Source organism: Capnocytophaga bilenii (assembly GCF_017565765.1).
Classification (GTDB): domain Bacteria; phylum Bacteroidota; class Bacteroidia; order Flavobacteriales; family Flavobacteriaceae; genus Capnocytophaga; species Capnocytophaga bilenii.
Genome location: NZ_JAGDYP010000001.1, coordinates 77,848 through 97,065, shown reverse-complemented (window position 1 = coordinate 97,065; position 19,218 = coordinate 77,848). Strand labels below are relative to the sequence as shown.

General features: G+C 37.8%; 11 protein-coding genes. 10 read left to right on the top strand and 1 reads right to left on the bottom strand.

Features of this window, described 5'->3' with window-relative positions:
- Positions 1-2 precede the first annotated feature (2 nt).
- The 9 genes from J4N46_RS00570 to J4N46_RS00530 all read left to right on the top strand — a co-directional run bounded on the left by J4N46_RS00570 (position 3) and on the right by J4N46_RS00530 (position 16,721).
- Positions 3-2,903, top strand: a complete 2,901-nt coding sequence (locus J4N46_RS00570; RefSeq protein ID WP_236013491.1) for a SusC/RagA family TonB-linked outer membrane protein — start codon at positions 3-5, stop codon at positions 2,901-2,903.
- Positions 2,904-2,929: 26 nt separating this feature from the next.
- Entirely contained in the window at positions 2,930-4,564 is a 1,635-nt protein-coding gene (locus J4N46_RS00565) for a RagB/SusD family nutrient uptake outer membrane protein (RefSeq protein ID WP_208057449.1), read from the top strand.
- A gap of 32 nt (positions 4,565-4,596) precedes the next feature.
- Complete coding sequence (locus J4N46_RS00560; protein WP_009751239.1) at positions 4,597-5,682, top strand: substrate import-associated zinc metallohydrolase lipoprotein; 1,086 nt, start codon at positions 4,597-4,599, stop codon at positions 5,680-5,682.
- 2 nt (positions 5,683-5,684) lie between these two features.
- Positions 5,685-6,998, top strand: coding sequence for a DUF4302 domain-containing protein (locus J4N46_RS00555; RefSeq protein WP_208057448.1), 1,314 nt, complete (start codon positions 5,685-5,687; stop codon positions 6,996-6,998).
- Positions 6,999-7,263: 265 nt separating this feature from the next.
- The gene (pckA, locus tag J4N46_RS00550; RefSeq protein ID WP_208057447.1) at positions 7,264-8,847 is read left to right on the top strand and encodes a phosphoenolpyruvate carboxykinase (ATP); all 1,584 of its coding nucleotides are present in this window, start codon (positions 7,264-7,266) and stop codon (positions 8,845-8,847) included.
- Between the two features lie 120 nt (positions 8,848-8,967).
- On the top strand, positions 8,968-10,383 hold the full coding sequence (locus tag J4N46_RS00545) for a S1C family serine protease (protein ID WP_208057446.1): 1,416 nt from the start codon (positions 8,968-8,970) through the stop codon (positions 10,381-10,383).
- 158 nt (positions 10,384-10,541) lie between these two features.
- Positions 10,542-11,774 carry a sodium/glutamate symporter gene (gene gltS / locus J4N46_RS00540; protein WP_208057445.1) on the top strand — a complete coding sequence of 411 codons (1,233 nt, stop codon included), beginning with the start codon at positions 10,542-10,544 and terminating at the stop codon, positions 11,772-11,774.
- A gap of 84 nt (positions 11,775-11,858) precedes the next feature.
- Complete coding sequence (locus J4N46_RS00535; protein WP_208057444.1) at positions 11,859-14,609, top strand: sodium-translocating pyrophosphatase; 2,751 nt, start codon at positions 11,859-11,861, stop codon at positions 14,607-14,609.
- A 69-nt stretch (positions 14,610-14,678) separates the two neighbouring features.
- Positions 14,679-16,721 carry a M3 family metallopeptidase gene (locus tag J4N46_RS00530; protein ID WP_208057443.1) on the top strand — a complete coding sequence of 681 codons (2,043 nt, stop codon included), beginning with the start codon at positions 14,679-14,681 and terminating at the stop codon, positions 16,719-16,721.
- Between the two features lie 62 nt (positions 16,722-16,783).
- Here the strand turns inward: J4N46_RS00530 and J4N46_RS00525 are convergent, their stop codons facing one another.
- Positions 16,784-18,043, bottom strand: coding sequence for a M64 family metallopeptidase (locus tag J4N46_RS00525; protein WP_208057442.1), 1,260 nt, complete (start codon positions 18,041-18,043; stop codon positions 16,784-16,786).
- Positions 18,044-18,163: 120 nt separating this feature from the next.
- On the opposite strand from J4N46_RS00525, the gene J4N46_RS00520 reads away from it, so the two are divergent.
- Positions 18,164-19,213 (top strand): glycosyltransferase family 9 protein, encoded by a 1,050-nt coding sequence (locus tag J4N46_RS00520; RefSeq protein ID WP_208057441.1) that lies wholly within the window; start codon positions 18,164-18,166, stop codon positions 19,211-19,213.
- Positions 19,214-19,218 lie beyond the last annotated feature (5 nt).

Genomic DNA, 19,218 nt, shown 5'->3' with positions numbered 1-19,218 from the left:
CTATGGAAAAACTGAACAAATTATTTTTATTACTTTGTTTGGCTACTGCAAGTACGTTGTTTGCTCAACAAACGAAAACTACGGTGCAAACTACCCAAACAGCTACAGCCCAAACGCCTATGAATACCAATACGAGGGGTGAGACTTCAATTTCGGGGAGTAACAAGCCTTTATGGGTGCTCAATGGGGTAATCTTGGAAGATACGGTAGACCTTAAGCCTGAAGATTTGGTATCGGACGATGCTAAGATGCTTATAGCTTCTGCTATACCAGGGCTTACAGCTGAAAGTATTGATAGTTTTAGAATACTGAAAGATGCTTCGGCAACGGCTATTTATGGGCAGCGAGCTATTGGTGGGGTAGTGGTAATCACCACCAAACGCGGTAGTACAGGTAGTAGTAATATAACTTATACCAATGAGTCTACCTTTAGGTTTATTCCTACCTATGGACAATACAATATTATGAACTCACAAAATCAGGCAATACTATATAAGGAGTTTATAGAGAATGGACACTTCAAGGTAGATGATTATTACGCTCAATCGGGGCTTATTTATAAAATGTATAAACTCTACCGAGAACTTGATGCTAATGGTAATGCTATAGTTCCTAATACCGATGCAGGACGTAATGCATATTTGCGAGAAGCAGCTCTTAGAAATACTAATTGGTTTAATGAATTGTTTCAAACTAATATAATGCAAAATTATACACTTTCTTTTACTTCGGGGAATGAAAAATCTACCTATTATGCAGCCTTGAGTATGCTAAACGACCCAGGATGGACAAAAGGAAGTACGCTACAACAATACGCAGGTAACTTAAATGCCAACTACAATCTATCAAAGAAACTTCGCTTGAATATCATCAATGATTTGTCGTATAGAGAAGAAAGAGACCCTGAGAGGGATTTGTATAACTATGCTTTGGGTTATTCACGTACTTTAGACCCTAAAGCCTATTACACTTACAGACATACTCCCTATAATATATTTAATGAGATAGATAATGCTTACCGAAACAAATATACTTCTAATGTGCGCTTGCAAGCACAACTTACGTGGAAAATAAACGCAAAATTGGAAGCGGCTATGATGGGAGCTGTGCGTTACCAAACGCTCATACGCAATACTGAGCGTACTGAAAATTCAAACGAAGCAATGTCATATCGCGAAATGTCGACCGATATAATACGCAGTAACAATACTTATTTGTATAAAGATCCTAATGATCCTTTTGCTTTGCCTATCTCGGTACTGCCAGAAGGTGGAATACGTTCTAAACGAGAAACTTCTACTTTTACTAATAACTTTCGTACGACCTTACGCTACAATGATAGTTTCAAAAATGGTATGCACGCCTTGACAATGTTGGCAGGTTTTGAAATGGACAATACAAAACGCCACGTAGATGAAAATGAAGATTATGGAGTGCTTTACAATTCTGGAAACCATAGTTATTACTCTTATTTATTCTTCAAAAAACGACAAGAGGAAAATAAAGGTTATTACGCCATTAACAACACAGTGAATAACAACCAAGCACTTTTTGGCAATATGAGTTATACGTTTTTAAATCGTTATAGCTTTAACGGCACTTTGCGCTACGATGCGTCTAACAAATTTGCAGAATCGCGTTATATACGCTGGATGCCAACTTGGAATACGGGGGTAAGCTGGAATGTAACCAATGAAAGTTTCTTCCCTAAACTTAAACCTCTCTCACACTTATCATTTAAAGCATCTTTTGGGATAACTGCAATATCACCTTCAATTACCAATTCGCTTTCTCAAATTTATACCGATATACCTTGGCGTAACTCTAATGAGCGTGAAACGGCTTTATATATAAAAAATGCAGCCAATCACGACCTTACTTACGAGAAAAACCAAGAGTTAAACCTCGGTACCCAATTTGGATTATTTAATAATCGCATCAATATATCGGCAGAGTGGTTTAACCGTAATAGCTACGACTTGATAGGTAACATTACAACACAAGGTGTGGGAGGTGTCGTAACCAAAAAAGGAAATATGGCAGAGATGCGTATTCAAGGTTTGGAATTTGGGTTAGAAACTACGAATATAAAAACAGCAGACTTCAGCTGGAAAACGTCGTTTATTCACTCTCGTGCTACTAATAAAATTACCAAACTACTTACTGCCCCTACAATTAAGGATATGACAGGCTACTCTACCTCTAACGGTTCTGTAGGTTTTGCAAAAGAAGGTTATCCGCTGAACTCACTCTTTTCGGTACCTTTTAACGGTTTGAACGAAAAAGGACTACCTACCTTTATAGGAGCTGACGGGAACCCTACTATGAGTGGTATAAGTTTTGACAGCCGAAATGTAGACTTTCTTAAATACTCGGGTACACTCATTCCTACTGATAAAGGAAGTTTGAGCAATTCATTTACTTATAAAGGATTGTCATTAGGTGTGGTATTTACGTATTCTTACGGTAACGTAGTACGTCTTAGCAAGATTATTAATGCTTATGTTACTGAATATGGTTCTGCCCCTCGTGAAGTAAATAATCGTTGGCTAAAAGAAGGTGATGAAAAAATAACTAATATGCCAAGGACATTTACCTCTTATATGCTTGAGCAATATCAAAGAGATCCTTTAGTACGAGCTTATAGCACCTATGATTATACTGATATTCGTATTGCTAAAGGTGATAATATACGCTTGAAAGAGATTTCTATAGGCTATACTTTTGATAAAGACTTCTTGAAGAGAAATCACCTTCGCCAGCTGAGTATCAAAGTACAAGGTACTAACCTTGCTCTACTATATGCTGATAAAAAACTGAATGGTGATGACCCTGACTATTTGGCGACTGGTACACCTATTCAGCCTAAACGATTGATTTTTACATTACGTGTAGGACTTTAATACTTAACATTTAAACTTAGCATATGATGAAAAAGATATATACCCTAATACTAACGGCTTGTAGTTTAACTGCTTGTAACAATCTGTTAGATGAAATACCTGATAACCAAGTGCGCATAGATACTCCCGAAAAAGCGCGCCGCTTGCTTACTAATGCCTATCCTAAAAGTAGTGAAGCACTTATTAGTGAGTTATCATCAGACAATATAGATGATAATGGTACTATTATATCTAATGCGAACTACTTGAGTGTAGAGGCTTCGTATTGGCAGGTGATAAAAGAATACTCTAATAAAGATGGGTTACAAAACGTTTGGACAGCTCACTACCAAGCGATTAATACAGCTAATACAGCATTGGAAGCCCTTGAGAAGATGGGTAACTCTGCCGAAGTGAAAGCGAGCAAAGGAGAAGCCTTATTGGCAAGAGCTTATGCTCACTTTGTACTAGTTAATCTTTTTTCAAAACCTTATAATCCTACCACCAGCGCTACCGATTTGGGTATTCCTTATATGTTGCGTCCCGAAGAAAAACTTTTTCCTAAATACGATAGGGGTACTGTGGCTGAGGTATATGCCAAAATAGATGCTGACCTAACAGCAGGCTTACCACTGATAAACGATAGCTATTATAAAACGCCTAAATATCACTTCAATAAAAAAGCGGCTTATGCTTTTGCAGCACGTTTTTATTTGTACTATCAACAATGGCAAAAATCCTTAGATGCTGCTAATGTAGTACTAACTACTAATAATGCTACTACGGCAGGCTTATTGCGCAACTGGAGCGATTTTACCGATGCTAATAAAACTGGAGGAAAAGTATTTGGTAGGTTTGCAATTTACTATACTAAAGAAAGCCATATTGCTAATTTATTACTTTTACCTGTAAATTCAGATATGTCGGTTTTGTATTTCAATCCTTATACTGTTCGGTTTGTACATAATAGGCGTACTAATAGTGAAGAAACTTTGGTAACTGCCAATGTGTGGTATCAACAAAGACAATCAAGTACTAATTTTGTATTTAATTACTACTATTTTGAGCCTTTTATACCTACTAGTGCCCGAGCTGATGGGGTTGTACTGGATAAATTTCCTAAATTTACTGCTAAAACAGAAATGGGTGCCAACACAACAAAGAGTATAATAGTGCCTTTTACTACAGATGAAACGCTATTGGTGCGTGCAGAAGCTAAAATACATTTGCAACAATATCAAAGTGCTATTACCGACCTAAATATGTGGACGGCTAAATTTATAAAAAAAGATGTAACCATAGGAGGATATACCAGCAAGAACGAATTTACACAACAAGAAATTGTTGATTTTTATAACGGACTGGAATATTCATCTACAGCTACTAACAATGGTGCCACCCAGAAGAAACGTTTATCACCCTCATTTACAATAGTAAATGACGGTATACAAGAACCTTTATTACACTATGTACTACAGTGTAGGCGTATTCTTACTTTGGGTGAAGGCTTACGCTGGCAAGATATACGCCGCTACAATATAGAAGTGGCTCGCTATGAGCGCGATAATAGTGATAGAAACCTTTCTACTATTAAAGCTATTTTGCCTCCTAACGACTTAAGACGCACGCTACAACTACCCGATGCAGCCATTGGGGCAGGGATGCAAGCAAACCCTAGATAACCTTTTAGAAATAATTTAAAAAAGAGACCGTTATGAGAAAAATAATATTTCCTTTGCTCGTTGCACTCAGCTTTATGGGCTGTGATAACGATGATATAATTCCTGAGGAGGTGATGAAAGAAAACGCTACTCCTCAACGCCCTTTGAATCCTCAAAACCGATTGGATAAATATTTAGACAAATACATTGCGGGACCTTACGGTATAGAGGTAGTGTATCGTTTTCAGGATAAAAAATTTATTAACCGAGAGTATCCCTATACACCTACACAATACGATAAGGCAGTAGAATTTGTAAATGTATTTAAATACTTATTCATAGAGCCTTATGTGAAAATTACTTCACAAAGGTTTTTGAAAGAACATTCTTTCAATACACTTGTATTGTTGGGACAGCCAGCTTTTAACACTGATGGTTCTAAAAATGTGGGACTTGCTATGGCAGGGACTAAAGTACACTTAACCGAGATAAACAACATAGAGCCTAATAATATTTATTGGCTAAACGATAACCTATTGGTTACGCTATACCACGAAAATTCGCATACATTACACCAATCGGTGTTGTATGGTACTGATTATGAAAAAATATCACTAAACGACTACCAAGGAGGTAATTGTTTTTCTTACTGGGGAAGTACTAAGGATTATTTGAAAGCAGGATTTATTACAGCTTATTCGAGCTTTGACCACGATGAGGACTTTGTAGAGTTATTGGCACGTTATATAGTGTATTACAATGCTTCGTTGGACTGTGGTTGTGCTACCAGCGATAGCAGTTTGGATACCGATGGAGATGGTTTTGACGATGCGTTATATACAGCTTGGAAAGCTAAGTTTGTAAACTATGGTAATACAGCAGGTTATGAGTCGGCAAGTGTATGGGAAGAGGTGTTAGCAGAAGCTAATGTAAAAATAAGGGATACAGAACGATATACAGGTAAAGAAAAGATAGAGCAAAAAATGGCTATTATGAAACAATATCTTAGCAACACTTGGAATATCAATCTTGATGAGTTTCGCGCTGAAATACGCAGTCGTTATCCTTATGTAGCAGGAAAGACTTTTGACGGTGTGCCTGTACAAAGAAAAGATTTTTCAATTTTAAATGACAATTAACGATGAAAAGATATATATACATAGCATTTGCTCTTCTCACTTTTACGAGCTGTGATTATAAAGAAAAAGAATTGTTTAGCAAGAAACCATCTGAACGGAGTGCGGAAGTGCTACAAACTTATAAGGACTTGTTGGAAACTCCTGATACCTATTGGGTGCTAACGAGTTACCCAGGTGTAAATAATACGGCTTTTTGGGCATACCCATATAATCCTACTGTTTTTGCAACTGAAAGAGACTATCCTCGCTACCCTCGTAGCATAGGTGGATATAGCACTGTATTAAAGTTTAACGAAGGAATGGTAACCTCCTCATCGGAAGTGAAAGCTAATAATAATGAGAGTAGTTCATACTTTAGCTATACAACTACAGAGGGACCTACTTTGAGTTTTGAAACTTATGATAGTTCACTACACCATTTTTCATACGTTACAAATAATTTTCCTTCAGGACGAGGAGGAGAAACAGAATTTGTAATCTTGAAAGAAGAAAATGGGGTTTTAATGTTGAGAGGGAGAAAATCTAACAACCTTGCGACTTTGAAAAAATTAGAAGGGGATAGGGAGGCTTTTTTGAATAAGTTACGTGAAAACACAAATACATTAAAAAACAAGGCATTAACTCCTATTATGGCAAATGGTACTGAAGTAACGCTGAAATTTTTCTCTAGTTATAGGCAACTTGCTTTTTTGTGGGATAATAATCAGAAATATGACCAAAGAGCTTTTGCTATTACTGAAAAAGGATTTAAGCTTTACGAACCTATAACTATCAATGGAGTTACCTTTAGTGAATTTTATATTAATGATACTAAAACAGGACTTACTACGGCAGATGGTTCTATAAGTATTAATTTTGTAAATCCTGCTTTTATTCCTACTAATAATGCGCATAGGATAAATTTTTTAACGGGATGGGTATCGCCAAGTTTACTAACCTATTTCAACAGACGAAAGAGAGCTATTACAAGAGAGTTTGGTAGTAATTTTGTGTTATCGGATGCACTTTATTTTTTACCATTATCGGTGGGGAATGACGGTACAAGTGTATCACAATTTTATGCTGAAGTGAGTGGTTATACTTGTTATTACGAATCGGAATTTGTGGGGGTAGCAGGGAAGCCAAACCAAGTGGAGATACTTTTTAGAGATACTTTGGAGAAAGAATACAATAGTTTGTACTTTTTTTCAAATGTAAAAAGTTTGTTTTTGCAGTTGGCGAAGTTCAGTCCGTATACGGTAGAAGACCAGCAAAATGGTTACTATTTATTTACGAGTGCGCGTAATAGTGAAGTGTGGTTTTATGTGGCACAATAAGTTGCTAAAAAAATATTATTTTAGCCAAAAAAAATGCTAAAAATATTTTGTTGTTAAAAAATATATGCGTACATTTGCAGCATATTTAGGAGATAGAGTTAAACGCACAATAACAAGGTGCTTTTTAGGTGAAAGTTTGAAAAAAAGTTTTGGTAAAAGAATTTTGTGAGTTGGCTCTATTTCATATTCGCAGTAAGTTTCTTTCCAGGAAATTTGCGAGATTGAGGGATTGTAAATTACAGATTTCTAAATAAATTGAGACATTATGAGTAATTCAAAAACACTTTCCGTAGATAAATACGGAATTAAGAATGCTAATGTTCGTTACCAACTTTCAGCTGACGAACTACACCAAGAAACTTTAGACAAGAAATTGGGAGTTGAGGCTTCGTCAGGAGCAATTGCCATTAACACTGGTAAGTTTACAGGTCGTTCGCCTAAAGACCGTTTTATTGTAAAAGACGACATCACAAAAGACCGTGTGTGGTGGGGCGACATCAACATTCCTTTTGATGCCGACAAGTTTGACAAACTATATGACAAGGTTGTGGCTTACCTTTCATCAAAGGAAATTTATGTGCACGATGGTTATGTGTGTGCAGATCCTAAGTATCGCACAAACATTCGTACGATTACAGAACTTCCTTGGAGCAATCTTTTTGCCTTTAATATGTTTTTGCGCATAGAGGATAGTGAATTGGCTTCATTTAAAGAAGATTGGTTGGTGGTGAATGCACCAGGTTTTCTTGCAGACCCAGCAGTAGATGGAACTCGCCAAGCTAACTTTGCAATTCTTAACTTTACTAAAAAGATTGCCTTGATAGGTGGTACTGGTTATACAGGTGAAATTAAGAAAGGTATCTTCTCGGCTATGAACTTTGAATTGCCTGTGTTCCGCAACACTATGCCAATGCACTGTTCTGCTAACGTGGGTAAAGATGGTGATACTGCTATCTTCTTTGGTTTGTCTGGTACAGGAAAAACTACCCTTTCAGCAGACCCTAACCGTCACTTAATAGGTGATGACGAACACGGATGGACTCCTGAAAATACAGTGTTTAACTTTGAAGGAGGTTGCTATGCTAAAGTAGTAGACCTTACAGCAGAGAAAGAACCTGAAATTTTTGCAGCTATTAAGAAAGGAGCTATCCTTGAAAACGTAATTATGGATGAAAAAGGAGTGGTAGATTTTGCTCGTACAGACATTACTGAAAACACTCGTGTTTCATATCCTATTTACCACATTGCTAACATACAACCAGGTTCAATAGGACATAATCCTAAAAATATTTTCTTCCTTACTTTTGACGCTTATGGGGTATTGCCTCCAATTTCAAAATTAACCCCTGAGCAAGCAGCTTATCAGTTTGTATCGGGCTATACTTCAAAAGTAGCTGGTACTGAGGTAGGTATTACTACACCACAAAAAACATTCTCAGCTTGTTTTGGAGCGGCATTTATGCCATTGCACCCAGCTGAATACGGAAAACGTTTGGCAAGCAAAATTAAAGAGACTGGCGTGAATGTATGGTTGGTGAACACTGGTTACAACGGAAAAATGAAAAGATGTAGCCTAAAAGATACTCGTGCGCTTATTACAGCAGCACTTAACGGCAAATTAAATAACGTTGAGTACAAGAAATTGCCTATCTTTGGTTTTGAAGTACCACAAGCTTGCGAAGGGGTATCAGACCAAAGCATTTTGAACCCAGAAAACACTTGGGAAGACAAAGGACAATTCAATGCAAAACTAAAAGAATTGGCAGAATCATTCGTAGAAAACTTCAAAAAGAAAAATTTTGCTGAAGGAGCGGATGCTGATGTATTGGCAGGTGCGCCTAAATTGTAATTTTTGTTTTGCCTTATAAACTAAAAAAAGCTGTTGCTACACAAAGCAGCAGCTTTTTTCTTTATCACTTTGGCACAGTTGTTGCCTAATAGATTAAGGATAAACACTAAAACAAAGAATATGATAAAGAATTATGCAAATGTAGTATCAGCCGCTATATTGGGTGGTGCTTTAACCTTAGGAGGTTACAAAATTTTTATAGACAAACAAGATGCAAAACAGTCGGCGCTTGAATTATTGTCACGTCCGGCAATTGTACAAACGAATCATACGACCCCAGATAAGGCGGTGCTGGGCGAGACAAACTTTGTGGAGGCTGCCAATAAAACAGTGAATAGTGTGGTGCACGTGAAGAATACGGTGAAATCACAAGGGAATATTACCTCTATCTTTGATCTTTTTTACGGCAATAGAGGAGGAGAACAAACACAAGTGGGTACGGGTTCTGGAGTGATAATCACGCCTGACGGCTATATAGTAACAAACAATCACGTGATTGCTAACGCAACTACCCTAGAGGTAACTTTAAACAACAACAAAACTTATACTGCAAAACTTATAGGAACGGATACATCATCGGATATAGCTTTGCTAAAAATTGAAGCTGAAGAGAAATTACCTTTCCTTACTTTTGCCGACTCTGATAATACTCAAGTAGGGGAGTGGGTGCTGGCTGTGGGAAATCCTTTTAACCTAAACTCAACAGTTACTGCGGGGATTATCAGTGCTAAAGCACGTAATATCAGTGAACGAGGAAGTGATAAAATAGAATCGTTTATACAAACAGATGCCGTAGTAAATATGGGAAATAGTGGTGGTGCCTTGGTAAACCTAAATGGCGACCTGATAGGTATCAATACGGCTATTTCATCAACTACGGGGGTGTATATGGGATATTCGTTTGCCGTGCCAAGTAATATTGCTAAAAAAGTAGTGGAAGACCTTATAGAATACGGTAACGTACAACGAGGTGTAATGGGGGTTCGTGGTACTGATTTAGATTCGGAAAGTGCTAAAAAGCTGAATATCAAAGACACAGAAGGTTTTTACATAGAAACAGTAGAGGAAGATTCGGGAGCAGGTAAGGCTGGGCTTAAAAAAGGTGATATTATCAAGCAGATAGATAATGTAACAATACACAAATATTCAGACCTTAGTGGCTATATAGCTTCTAAACGACCTGGTGATGTGTTAAAAGTTATTTATGAGCGCAATGGCAAGAATCAAACTGCCAATATTACTCTGATGAAGAATAGTACTTATGTGCTTAATGCTTTAGGCTTGGAGGTAAAGAACTTATCGGAGGCAGACCAAAAACGTTTTAAAACTAAAACGGGAGTTAAAATAACGGGAGCTTCGCAATTTTACGAGTACAACAACCTTAGTATTGTAGGAAAAGTACTACTTTCAGTGAATGGTAAGAGCTTTAAAGATGTAGATGAGCTCAAAAACATAATGGGAAGTTTGTCATCTAACAGTCGTAATTCATTAGAATTGTTGAATGATAAAGGCGAAAAAGAGCGGTTCTTCTTTTAAATGAATGAAATAAGGCTATACAAGAGTGTTGGAAAATCTTGTATAGCCTTATTTTTTTAACAAAACAAAAGGTTAAATATTTGGTAATATTGAGATAAATGTTATAAATTTGCAGTCGGAAAAAAGCTAACAAAAAAACATTAATCTTTTAAACTATAATGAACAACATTATTATCAACCCTTATTACACACTTATTATTGCTACTCTTGTGCTATTGGTAGGACGCTTATTGGTAGGGAAAATAAAATTACTACAGAACTTTAATATTCCTGAGCCAGTAGCTGGAGGGTTATTGGCAGCTGTTATTATCTATCTGCTGTATCTTAAATACAAGATTTCGTTAGACTTTAATACGAATCTGCAAGATGCTTTTATGTTGTTTTTCTTTTCGTCTATTGGGCTTAGTGCTGATTTCTCCCGACTAAAAGCAGGTGGTAAAGGGCTTATTATTTTTTTAGGAGTAGTAGCACTGTTTATCGTAGTACAAAACTCGGTAGGGGTAGGGCTGGCGAGTGCATTGGGGCAAAATCCTATTATGGGCTTGATAACAGGTTCTATCACCCTGACTGGAGGTCACGGTACGGCAGGTGCGTGGGGCAAGATATTGGAGACAGACTATGGTATTAAAGGGGCAACTGGTCTTGGTATGGCTTCGGCTACCTTTGGCTTGATACTTGGTGGACTGATAGGAGGGCCTGTGGCACGCAAGTTGGTGAACAAAATAGGGAGAAAACCTATCATAGATAAAACAGCTACCGATAATGCGGTAGATACTGTGGTGGAAGTGTTTGAAAATTCGGGAAAACAACGCCTTATTACTTCAAAATCGGCGATAGAGACAATGGCACTTTTTGCAGCTTGCTTGTCGTTTTCGGCTATAATGGTTTCGCCTACTGTGACAGCTTATTTACCCGAAAAATTTACTATCCCACAATTTGTATGGGCTTTATTCTTTGGGGTATTCTTGCGCAATGTACTTACTAATGCTTTCAAAGTGAATATGTTTGACCGTGCTATAGATGTATTTGGCAATGCTTCACTAAGTTTGTTTTTAGGGATTGCTCTTTTAAACTTAAAACTCTGGACATTATTAGATATAGCTGTTCCGATGCTTATCATCTTGGTGATACAAACTTTTGTAATGTGTACTTATGCTTATTTTGTAACTTTCCGCCTGATGGGGGCTGATTACGATGCAGCGGTACTCTGCGCAGGGCATTGTGGTTTTGGCTTAGGGGCTACCCCTACGGCAGTGGCTAATATGCAGTCGGTTACTGAGTGTTTTGGTACTTCCCATAAAGCTTTTCTGATAGTACCGATGGTAGGAGCTTTTTTTATAGACTTTATTAATGCCTTTATCTTGACTACTTTTATAGGTTTCTTAGGATAAAAATAAAAAAAAATGCTTTTTATTTTCTTATTAATATAATCTTTTGTAATTTTACCGCCTGAATAATTAATTATTAATATTTGTATGGATAAAATGATGTTATATCTACCGTTAGTCCTTGCTATTCTGGGACTTATCTTTATGATTACAAAGGCTTTGTGGGTGAACAAGCAAACCACAGGCAACGAACGAATGCAAAGCATCTCTAAAAGTATCAAAGAAGGTGCAATGGCGTTTCTTAATGCTGAATACCGTATTTTAGGTATTTTTGTGGTGATAGCCGCTATAGCCTTATTTATTGTTTCGCGTGTGGTGGAGACTTCTCACTGGCTTATTGTCGTAGCTTTTGTGTGTGGAGCGTTCTTCTCTGCCTTAGCGGGAAACATAGGTATGCGTATTGCTACCAACTCTAATGTGCGTACTACAGAAGCAGCACGCACTAGTTTGCCAAAAGCCTTAAAAGTATCGTTTGGAGGTGGTACTGTAATGGGATTGGGAGTAGCAGGTTTGGCTGTATTGGGCTTGAGCTTGTTTTTCATTCTCTTTGTAAACACCTTCATAGAAGGAGGCAAACCTTTTTATGATGAAATGACCCTTGTACTTGAAGCTTTGGCTGGTTTCTCATTAGGAGCTGAGTCTATTGCGCTTTTTGCTCGTGTGGGAGGAGGTATCTATACCAAAGCTGCTGACGTAGGGGCTGACCTTGTAGGGAAAGTAGAAGCAGGTATCCCTGAAGATGACCCTCGTAACCCTGCTACTATTGCTGATAACGTAGGTGATAACGTAGGTGACGTAGCAGGTATGGGTGCTGACCTATTTGGTTCATACGTGGCTACCGTACTTGCCTCAATGGTATTGGGTAACTACGTAATCAAAGATATGGCAATGAGCAATGGAGGTGCCTTTACAGACAACTTTGGTAATATGGGGCCTATACTTTTACCTTTGGTAATTGCAGGGGTAGGTATTGTAGCTTCTATCATCGGTACTTTCTTTGTGGGTATCAAAAATAATGAAGCTAAAGAAAAACAAGTACAAAGTTCGCTAAACACTGGTAATTACGTAGCTTTAGGACTTACTTTGGTAGCTTGTTTCTTCCTAATTAAATATATGCTTCCTGAAACTATTCAGATGAGTTTCTTTGGAGAAGGAGTAAAGGAAATACAAAGTATTAATGTATTCTATGCTACTATTGTAGGTTTAGCTGTAGGGTTACTTATTTCTACTATTACTGAATACTTTACTGCTTTGGGTAAAAAACCTGTATTGAATATTGTGCGTAACTCTTCAACTGGTGCAGCTACTAACATTATAGCAGGTTTGGCTACTGGTATGAAATCAACCTTTGGTTCTGTATTGCTTTTTGCAGTAGCAATTTGGGGCTCTTATGCCTTAGCAGGTTTTTACGGGGTTGCGATTGCGGCTTCAGCAATGATGGCTACTACTGCTATGCAATTGGCTATTGATGCTTTTGGGCCTATTGCTGACAATGCAGGAGGTGTGGCTGAAATGAGTGAACTACCCAAAGAAGTACGCCAACGTACAGATATTTTAGACTCAGTAGGTAATACTACTGCTGCTGTAGGTAAAGGCTTTGCAATTGCTTCTGCAGCTCTTACTGCCTTAGCATTGTTTGCCGCTTATGTTACCTTTACAGGCATTGATGGTATTAATATCTTCAAAGCAGATGTATTGGCAGCGTTGTTTATTGGAGGTATGATTCCGGTAATTTTCTCAGCCTTGGCAATGCAATCAGTAGGAAAAGCGGCTATGGATATGGTAAACGAAGTACGCCGTCAGTTCCGCGAAATCCCAGGTATTATGGAAGGCAAGGGTACACCAGAGTACGGCAGATGTGTGGATATTTCTACTAAAGCTGCTTTGCGTGAAATGATGTTGCCTGGCGCAATTACTATTATCACCCCTATCATTATTGGTTTTGTAATGGGAGCAGAAGCTTTAGGAGCTTATATGGCTGGTGTAGCTGTATCGGGCGTAGTATGGGCAATCTTCCAAAATAATGCTGGTGGTGCTTGGGATAACGCTAAGAAATCATTTGAAGCAGGAGTAGAAATTAACGGACAAATGACTTACAAAGGTTCTGATGCTCATAAAGCAGCTGTAACGGGTGATACTGTAGGTGACCCATTCAAAGATACTTCAGGTCCTTCAATGAATATCCTTATTAAACTAACTTGCTTGGTAGGTTTGGTTATTGCTCCTATTTTGGGCGGACATACCGCTGATGCAAATATTATACCTCCAGAAGCAGCAGAGCTTCAGCAAAGTGAAACTATAGAAACAGTTGAAACTCCTGTAGTAGAAGGTATGCTTAATGTTGATGGTAATTATGAGTATAACGTAGGTAATTTATTTGAATTGATTCTTCTTGACAATACAATGTTAGAAGTAGGTGAAAATTCATCTGAGGCTCACCTTGTAAAATTATTGGAAGATAAAAACCTTACTACTCCAGAACAATTCAAAGATAATTGGATTACTTTGGATAGAACTTACTTCAAAACAGGTAGTGACGAACTTACAGAAGGTTCAGAACAACAATTAAAAAACATTGTAGCTATATTGAAAGTTTATCCTAATGCAGCTATCCGTTTAGGAGGTTACACCGATAATACAGGTAGTGCTGAAGGTAATTTAAAACTTTCTGAAAGGCGCGCTAATTCGGTGTTAAACAAATTGGTAGTATTGGGTGCTAACAAAGCACAGTTGAGTGCTCAAGGTTATGGAGCAGAACACCCCATATGTCCTGCTAACGATACTGATGAATGCAAAGCAAAAAATAGGCGTATAGATGTGCGTTTGACAGCTAAGTAATAAATTTTAGTTAAACAAAAAAGGGGCGGATTGATGAAATTCGTCCCTATTTTTAAAACCAAACAGACTATGAAAAAACAACTCTTTTCGGCACTACTATTTACTGCTTTAGTAGGCTGTAACTCTTCTGAAAACCAAAAGAAAATGACAGAGAATATAGATAATAATCCGCTACTTGTAGAAAGTACTTTGCCATATGAAGCTCCAGACTTCTCAAAGATAAAAGATGAGCATTATCGTCCTGCACTTCTTAAAGGAATGGCATTGCAAAACGAGCGTATAGCTGCTATCGCTAATAGCAATGAAGCGCCTACTTTTGAAAATACTATCATTGCGTTAGAAAAAAGTGGAGTGGAATTGGAACGAGCTTCAGCAGTGTTCAACGCTCTAACAGAAGCACATACCAATGACACACTGAAAGTATTGCAAAAAGAGCTCTCACCCAAGTTTGCTGAACACGCTGATGGTATTCACTTAAACGAAAAGCTTTTTGCACGTATTAAAGCTTTATACGATAAACGTGAGAGCTTGCAATTAGACCCTGAGTCGCTTAAATTATTAGAGAATTACTATGAAGATTTTGAGGTAGCAGGAGCGAATTTATCGGCAGCTGATAAAGAAACACTTAAAAAGTATAATAGTGAGTTAGCTTCTTTGGAGACTGATTTCAATCAAACACTTTTAGAAGGTTCGTTGGCAGCAGCGCAAACTATTAATGGTAAAAAAATAGCTATTGTAAATACTACCCAGCAACCCCTTCTTAGTGAATTAGCTGACCGCAATCAGCGCAAACAACTATTTGAAGCTGCTTGGAATCGTACCGATGGCGGCGCTCATAATACTAACGACATCTTAAAGCGCATTGCCCTACTTCGCGCTAAAAAAGCAGCACTTTTAGGTTTTAAAAACTATGCCGAGTGGAGTTTGCAACGCACAATGGCAAAAACACCTGCTGCTATTGCCCAGTTTTTTAAAGATTTAGTACCAGCTTCAGTAGGAAAAGCTAAAGCTGAAGCAAAAGAAATACAAGCACAAATTGCTAAAACAGGAGGTAATTTCAGCTTAGAACCTTATGATTGGAACTTCTATGCCGAGCAAGTACGCAAAGCTAAATACGACCTCGATGAGAATGAGATTAAACCATACTTCGAGTTGAAAAATGCCCTTGAAAATGGCGTGTTTTACGCAGCTACTAAGCTTTATGGTATTACTTTTAAAGAACGCAAAGATATACCTGTATATCACCCTGATGTATTAGTATATGAACTTTTTGAAGAGAATGGTACTCCATTAGGGCTTTTCTACGGCGATTTCTTTGCTCGTGAGAGCAAACGCGGTGGTGCGTGGATGAGTAACTTTGTAAATCAATCTAAGTTATTGAATACCAAACCCGTTATTTACAATGTATGCAACTATGTAAAACCTGCCGATGGCAAACCCGCTTTGCTTACTTATGACGAGCTTACTACCCTTTTCCACGAGTTTGGACACGCATTACACGGATTCTTTGCCAATCAGCAGTACGCAAGCCTATCAGGCACTGCCGTAGCACGCGATTTTGTAGAGTTTCCTTCACAATTTAATGAACATTGGGCTTTATATCCTGATATTCTTAAGAATTATGCAGTACACTATCAAACCAAACAACCTATTCCGCAAGCTCTTATTGATAAAATAAAGAAAGCAAGCACTTTTAACGAAGGCTATGCTTTTACCGAAGTATTAGCAGCCTCTAATTTAGACCTACAATGGCACACTATCCCAGCAGATACTATTATCAGTAATGTAAATGATTTTGAGAAAACAGCCCTTGAGAAGACAGGCTTATGGGTGAAAGAAGTACCACCAAGATACCGTTCTTCTTACTTTGCTCATATTTTTGGAGGTGGTTATGGTGCTGGCTATTACTCTTACCAATGGACGGAAATGCTCTGCCACGATGCCTACCAATGGTTTGAAGAAAACGGAGGACTTACCCGTGCCAATGGACAACGCTTCAGAGATTTGATTCTCTCTAAAGGCAATACAATGGATTACGAAAAAATGTATCTCAGTTTCAGAGGAAAAGCCCCAGCTATTGAACCACTACTCAAAGCACGCGGACTAAAATAATACCCATTTAAGAAGTTAATAAGCCGACTTATCAATTACAGATAAATCGGCTTATTTATTTGTTAATCAGTATATGATTTTACTACTTTCCTAATGGCACGCTCACACACAGGGCAAAAACCTTTAGGTTCATTAGATTTCATACGACAATCTTGCATTGGGCTATATACCCCTTTGCTCACATAGCCACCACCTTCGAAAGCTCCCACTACATTTTTATATTTATCAGTACGAGGAGTAGGTATTGGAGTCTTTTTAGCAACCATATCCTTCCACTTACTACCAAAATCTACCAAAGTAGTAATATTCTCTTCCCAAGGCTCTAAAGAGTGATTATAAGTATCCTGAAAAGTAGTATCCCATTCATAGTAATACTCATCCGCAAGCGCTACAAATCCGTGTCCAAATTCGTGTATATACACTTTATCCGAAAGTTCATTATCAGCCGTACACAAGTTCAGGTTGTTATAAAATCCACCCCCACCATATATAGGAGTATTTACCAGTACATATAGCTGGTCATAAGGCACAAGAGCTGCCGCATCAGCTATTTCTTTAAGGCTATTTGTAGTAAGGTAACGCTCTTGGTTAAAAGTGTAGAACGAAGAATTAAAAGCAGTATTTCGGTAGATATTCTTGCCTGGTACATCAGTTCCACTTTCTTCCGAAGGCACTGCAATAGCATACACATTAAAATCTTTTTTAAGATCATCAAAAGGAGGGATTGTAAACATATAGTCAGTCATACGTTGTGCATCAGCATAAAACTTTTCTATTTCATCTTTCGTGTAACCTTCAGCCAAGATAGCAATATCCACCTTTTTAGCAGCCTCGCCGTTGTACAATAGTTTTTTAAAAGGGTAAGCCACCTGCTTTTCTTCCTTAATAAAATAATCTGCAGGGTCTATTTTACGCTTCGCGATATTTACAAATACCATTTCGTTATTACGCCTATCAATGTGCAAAGTAAGCTCTTTTTTTGGAAAAGGAATTTGAATAGCGTGGTAAAACAAACGTTTTTCACCCTTAGACTCCTCTATTGTAGCCCATTCGTTTGAAAGGGAATTAAACCCCTTTGAAAAAACCAATTTATCACCGTCAAACACCTGCAAACGCAAGTTTCCTAAGTTAGGAGCGATAAGATTAGTTTGTGCTCCTCCCCAATGTGGTTCTTTCTTCAACTGCTGAAAAAGCACTTCCGTTTGGTAAGCATCCGTAAGCAAGTTAAAGTCAATGCGGAGACTTTTGCTAAAGTCAAATACGGCATCGGGTTGTGCCCAAATACATTGGGCAAATAGTAATAAAAAAAATAAATGTTTCATAAAATATTGATATATTAAAAAAAATTAGTACATTTGCATTGAATATCAACCTCCTTTATTATTTATCAACGCTCTTTGACGTGCCAAAGATAATAATAAAAAAAATAATACCAAAACAAAATGAAACATATCGCTGTTTTTAGACTATCAGCTATGGGCGATGTAGCTATCAGTGTTCCTGTAATCACAGCTTTTGCAGAGCAATATCCTGAGGTAAAAATCACTTACCTTACACGCCCTCTTTTTACCCCTATGTTCTCTCATATACCTAATTTAGAGGTATTTACACCCGAACTTACAGGAAAGCACGCAGGACTTTGTGGGCTCTATAGGCTCTTCAAAGAACTTGTTAATAAAGATATTGACGGCGTTGCCGACATTCATAACGTATTGCGCACCAATATACTAAAACTCTATTTTAAAACCACCAAAATACCCTTTGCCCAAATAGACAAAGGACGAATTGAAAAACAAGCACTCACTCGCTATAAATTCAAGAATTTTAAGCAACTAAAACCTTCCTATCAACGTTATGCCGATGTGTTTGCCGCTTTGGGTTTCCCCATAGATTTGTCCGATGACTACCTATTACCCCCCCTTGAACTGAGCGAAACCGTAGAAGAGCTACTAAATAACGAACTTGCTATAGGTGTAGCCCCTTTTGCCTCTTTTCAAGGCAAGCAATACCCCTTTAGTAAAATGTGCGAAGTAATTAATACCCTTAGCCAGCGTTATCCAAAAGCTACTATTTACCTTTTTGGAGGTGGAAAAAATGAAGCCGACCAAATACAAAAAGTAAAATTGGATAGAGTCGTAAATATGGTGGGCAGACTTTCATTCAAGCAAGAGTTGGAGCTAATATCTCGCCTTGACATAATGATAGCTATGGATAGCGGTAATGCACACCTTTCGGCTATGTATGGCGTCCCCACACTTACAATTTGGGGAGTTACACACCCCTACGCAGGATTTTATCCCTATGCACAACCTTTAAGTAATGCAATTTTAGCCGATAGAAACCTATTTCCATTAATACCCACCTCAGTTTATGGAAAAACGTACCCCAAAGGTTACGAAAAAGCGATAGAAACTATCACTGTAGATAGTATTGTCAATAAAGCAACCTCCATTCTTTCCTATGAAGCTATTAAAAATGCTAATTTTATGTAATATAA

Coding starts and splice junctions, on each gene's coding strand:
- J4N46_RS00570 (WP_236013491.1), top strand. CDS start 3: ATGGAAAAACTGAACAAATTATTTTTATTACTTTGTTTGGCTACTGCA.
- J4N46_RS00565 (WP_208057449.1), top strand. CDS start 2,930: ATGAAAAAGATATATACCCTAATACTAACGGCTTGTAGTTTAACTGCT.
- J4N46_RS00560 (WP_009751239.1), top strand. CDS start 4,597: ATGAGAAAAATAATATTTCCTTTGCTCGTTGCACTCAGCTTTATGGGC.
- J4N46_RS00555 (WP_208057448.1), top strand. CDS start 5,685: ATGAAAAGATATATATACATAGCATTTGCTCTTCTCACTTTTACGAGC.
- pckA (WP_208057447.1), top strand. CDS start 7,264: ATGAGTAATTCAAAAACACTTTCCGTAGATAAATACGGAATTAAGAAT.
- J4N46_RS00545 (WP_208057446.1), top strand. CDS start 8,968: ATGATAAAGAATTATGCAAATGTAGTATCAGCCGCTATATTGGGTGGT.
- gltS (WP_208057445.1), top strand. CDS start 10,542: ATGAACAACATTATTATCAACCCTTATTACACACTTATTATTGCTACT.
- J4N46_RS00535 (WP_208057444.1), top strand. CDS start 11,859: ATGGATAAAATGATGTTATATCTACCGTTAGTCCTTGCTATTCTGGGA.
- J4N46_RS00530 (WP_208057443.1), top strand. CDS start 14,679: ATGAAAAAACAACTCTTTTCGGCACTACTATTTACTGCTTTAGTAGGC.
- J4N46_RS00525 (WP_208057442.1), bottom strand. CDS start 18,043: ATGAAACATTTATTTTTTTTATTACTATTTGCCCAATGTATTTGGGCA.
- J4N46_RS00520 (WP_208057441.1), top strand. CDS start 18,164: ATGAAACATATCGCTGTTTTTAGACTATCAGCTATGGGCGATGTAGCT.